5 protein-coding genes and 1 pseudogene are annotated in these 4,263 nt (G+C 53.4%); 1 reads left to right on the plus strand and 5 read right to left on the minus strand.

All coding sequences use genetic code 11. From position 1 onward, the window contains the following. Nucleotides 1-126: 126 nt before the first annotated feature. Nucleotides 127-1,098: a tyrosine recombinase XerC gene (locus EJP87_RS14195; RefSeq protein WP_130472521.1), complete on the plus strand. Its 972-nt coding sequence runs from the start codon at nucleotides 127-129 to the stop codon at nucleotides 1,096-1,098. 9 nt (nucleotides 1,099-1,107) lie between these two features. Here EJP87_RS14195 and ispH read toward each other — a convergent pair whose 3' ends face one another. The 5 genes and pseudogenes from ispH to EJP87_RS18650 all read right to left on the minus strand — a co-directional run. Continuing rightward, nucleotides 1,108-2,067 (minus strand): 4-hydroxy-3-methylbut-2-enyl diphosphate reductase, encoded by a 960-nt coding sequence (ispH, locus tag EJP87_RS14200; RefSeq protein ID WP_130472522.1) that lies wholly within the window; start codon nucleotides 2,065-2,067, stop codon nucleotides 1,108-1,110. A gap of 393 nt (nucleotides 2,068-2,460) precedes the next feature. Next, entirely contained in the window at nucleotides 2,461-2,667 is a 207-nt protein-coding gene (locus tag EJP87_RS14205) for a hypothetical protein (protein WP_130472523.1), read from the minus strand. Nucleotides 2,668-2,833: 166 nt separating this feature from the next. Next, nucleotides 2,834-2,968, minus strand: a complete 135-nt coding sequence (locus tag EJP87_RS18865) for a hypothetical protein (protein ID WP_265332131.1) — start codon at nucleotides 2,966-2,968, stop codon at nucleotides 2,834-2,836. Nucleotides 2,969-3,016: 48 nt separating this feature from the next. Further along, nucleotides 3,017-3,856 (minus strand): annotated as a pseudogene (locus tag EJP87_RS19080) (glycine-rich domain-containing protein); the annotation flags it as partial. Next, nucleotides 3,853-4,263: hypothetical protein (locus tag EJP87_RS18650; protein WP_227657654.1), on the minus strand; the 411-nt coding region annotated here is incomplete at its 5' end. The gene EJP87_RS18650 and the pseudogene EJP87_RS19080, both read right to left, overlap by 4 nt.

The raw sequence follows: 4,263 nt of genomic DNA on the forward strand, positions 1-4,263 counted from the left end.
TAAAAACAAAATCCCAGGGATTCCATCCCTGGACCCGGCCAGGGAGGTGCCCTCCCTGGACCCGCAGTTGTTTTGGGCGGTGAATAGTTATGCAGATTTTTGTACTCCCACCTTGTGAGTCCGCTTATGTCCGAACCATCCCTTTATCCATTGTTGGAACCATTCTTACGCCATTTGCGCTCGGAACAGCGACTCGCAACCCGTACAGTAAACGCCTACTTGCATGATTTAACAAGTTTTATGGAGTTTTGGCAAAAACACAAGGGTACACTCCTGACCATGGAGCAACTGACACAACTGCGTCCAGTCGATATGCGCGCCTATCTGGCCCATGGCCATCGGGAAAAATTGGCGCGGGCCACCTTGCAACGGCGTATTGCCGCCTTGCGTTCCTGGTTTCATTTTCTGGAAGTTTCGGGACAACTGCCACACAATCCAGCCAAATGGGTCACTACCCCCAAGCTGGGCATTCGTCTGCCGCGTGCCCCCAGCGAAGAGGATACAGTGCGTTTGCTCGAATCCCCACCCCCAAGCAACAGCATATCCCCCGCCGCGGAGTGGGTACAAGCGCGTGATCGGGCCATCCTGGAACTGCTCTACGGATCCGGCTTGCGGGTCAGTGAGTTGTGTCAATTAAATCGCTTGGATCTTGATCTCAGCGGTCGGGAGGCCAGAGTGGTCGGCAAAGGCGATAAAGAGCGCATTGTCCCCTTGGGCACAGCCTCCATCCAGGCCATCCGCCACTATCTGCAACTGCGTGATCAGGCTCTTGCAGACCACTCCGTCAATGGACCGCTTTTTGTTGGGGTCAGGCAGGGAGAGGGCGATAATCGCCTCAATCCCCGCCAGGTACAACGCTTGATGCAACAACGACGGCGCTGGTTGGCACTATCCGAAAAAACCACACCCCACGCTCTGCGTCATGCCTTTGCCACCCATCTTCTGCAAGCTGGTGCCGATTTGCGCGCCATCCAGGAGATGCTGGGCCATGCGTCACTCTCGACGACCCAACGCTATACCCATCTGGATCAGGCCCGCTTGCTGCGTGTCTACGACGATGCCCATCCTCGTGCCAAAAAAAGGCTGGAAGAGCAGTGACTTTGCCAGTCAATTGCGCAGAGCCTCCGGCAAGGAAAAAACCAGATTTTCCTTTGTGATCGACAACAGCTCTACCGCTTCAGCATCGGCGCAGTAGAGCCGATCACCAGGGGTAGTGAGCGCTGTCAACAACTCATCCACCAATATCTCAGGAGCGGAAGCGCCAGCGGTAATGCCGAGGGCCTGCAGATTGTGCAACCATTGCGGATCGATATCATGGGCCGACTCAATCAGGTGCGCCGTCACGCCCGCCCGCAGCGCAACCTCCTTCAACCTGTTAGAGTTACTGCTGTTTGGCGCACCCAAAACCAGAATCAGCTCACAACACTGTGCCAAGGCTTTGACCGCATTCTGGCGGTTTTGGGTGGCATAGCAAATATCCTCCCGGGCCGGGCCGATAATTTCTGGAAATCGCTCCTGCAAGGCGGCAACAATTCCTGCCGTCTCATCCAAAGAGAGGGTCGTTTGGGTAATATAGGCAATCCGGCTGTCCGAATTTTTTTCAGTTTGTTTCGGTAAACGCAATACATCTTCCACTTTGGAGACCAACTCAATTTCGCCTTCGGGCAGTTGTCCCAGGGTGCCTACCACTTCAGGATGACCAGGATGACCAATCAATATCAAACGATGTCCGCTGCGATCCAAACGATCCGCGGCCCGATGGACCTTGCCTACCAAAGGACAGGTGGCATCCAATACCCGTAAATTGCGTCGCCGTGCCTCTTCTTCCACCTCCTTGGCCACGCCATGCGCGGAAAAGATGACAGTCGCCTCTTCCGGTACCTGAGGCAGTTCCTGCACAAAAATTGCTCCCTTGCGCCGTAGTGCATCCACTACCCAACGGTTATGGACAATTTCATGGCGTACATAAATCGGCGGGGCAAACTTTGCCAGCGCACTTTCCACAATGGCAATTGCCCGGTCTACACCAGCACAAAAACCACGGGGTTCAGCCAAAATGATACGCATTGCTTTACCTTCTGAAGTCGTAACTATTCACCACCTAAAACTGTTGCGGGTCCAGGGAGGGCACCTCCCTGGCCGGGTCCAGGGATGGAATCCCTGGGATTTTGCTTTTAATCTTTTGCCTTTGGCGCGCTTTTCAAACTAAGCCGACGCGCTCTTTGCGTCGGCTTAAGCGCCTAATGGCAGCAAGCTGTGGGCATTGGCGCGCATATTTTGCGCCAATGCCCACAGCATCCCCATGGGGGTAGAGCTGGCGAGCCAGCACGAACCTGAATAGTTACCCTAAGTCAATAAAACCCACGCCCATCAGCCCTGACTATTATGGGCGTGGATCAGCATCAGGTCCAGTATCCTTGCTTTTGCAACAGACACTCCCGGTTATCCTGCCCATATATTCTACTGATTGGGTGCAGAGGGCTGTTGCTGCCAACTCCGGCTCAACTCATCCCAATACCATGGTGTGCCATCCTCTGGCTTGGGCAGGGGAGCCATCCACAAGCAGCTCTCTTCGGCCAATATCCAGGAGGGATAGGGTTGCGGTGGAATAAAAGCATCGCGTGCGGCATCATACTGGTAGCCAATTCCGGCAAAATTTTTGCGCAAGGGCGTACCACCTAACAAATGCTGCCCGCCATATGTGTTATAGGATGTCCGCACACATCTTTGCCCTCTCATTGCCGAGTAATATTCTTCCATCCCCGGGTCATCTTTCCCAGGGATGACTGAGGTGACAATGTTGTTTGCATCCAGAAAAGCATAGTGTGCCATATTACCACCTGATAGAGTCTGTACCAGCAGTGAATTTATAGACCAGATAGCCCGGTCGGTTCGCGGTGTCGAGTGTATAGGTCAATCCGGCACCGATATAGGACAAGGGAGCATATTTGCTGAGATAGGCAATCACCACTATCCCAGATCCTCCAGTACCCCCTGCATAGCCGCTTGTCGTCTCTCCACCACCACCACCACCTCCTCCTGTGTTGGGATTGCCGTTACCAGCCGGCCTGCCACCATTACCGCCACCACCTTGTCCATTGCCATCTTGTTTTCCAGCGGAAGATCCGCCGCCACCACCACCAGCATAAACGATGGCAGAGCCTGTAATGGAGTTGCTTGTTCCATTGCCACCATTCCCGCTGCGTGAACCGGAAATACTGTTTTCTCCTGCACTGCCACTACCGCCACCACCACCACACACAGAGGCTCCTCCGGCACCACCGTTATTGCCTTGGCTTGGAGTGGTTGACGGAGTATTACCGATGCCACCAGCTTGCGGGCTTGCCGATGACCCAGAGCCACCGCCACCTGAGCTGCCATTGATACCTGTGCGTGGTGTGGAATATCCGCTTCCTCCACCACCACCTCCAGCAGATGCTATGGATGAAAAACTGGAACTGTTTCCATTATATCCATGATTCGATCCCTCTGCTGCCCCCCCAGGCCCTCCTGCACCAATGGTCACCGTGTAATTGACACCACTATTGACCAGCAATGCAGAATCAAATTGGTATCCCCCAGCACCGCCACCACCACCCTGTCTTCCTCCGCCTCCGCCTCCTCCGCCGACAACAACAACCTCTACCTGACTTGGATGAACAATAAATGCAAAATGGCCAAATCCAACAGTACCCATTTCAACGGCAGAGATAACTGGGCCGGCAAACAACAACAGATTGTCTTGCTGTAGCCCATTTTCTTCCATAACAACAGTTTCACCAGTATCCAGACACCAGCCAAACGAGAATCCGGCACAAACAGTCAAAATCGATAGAATATTTGACTTGTTCATCATGAAAACCTCGTTTGTGAGGCATAAACAACGAATGAATGCGGAGTGGTGCCCGTGCTTGTTTTTTCGATACGCGCAATATACCAATCCTCACTGTTGGCATTGCCAAAGGAGGGTGCGGATCCGCCTTGCCATTTTACAAGCACGTTGCTGCTTGACCCGTCGATTTGGATCCCTGTGACATATTTTGCCGTTGCGCCATTGGTACAACCAAAGGCAACTGTGATGCTTTGTCCTACGGACAACAAACTGGACAGTGTTGTCCCACTATTGCCACGAATATTTAATTGCGCATTGGCGGTGGCACTGCTGGTGTAACAGAGGATTGGTTGACTGGACTTTAGAGTTTCAGCAGGAAGGAGCAGAACGGTAAGCCACATCCCGCACATCACCCAGTCTGCGTCTACATT

This window comes from Candidatus Magnetaquicoccus inordinatus (assembly GCF_004217665.1).
GTDB lineage: Bacteria > Pseudomonadota > Magnetococcia > Magnetococcales > Magnetaquicoccaceae > Magnetaquicoccus > Magnetaquicoccus inordinatus.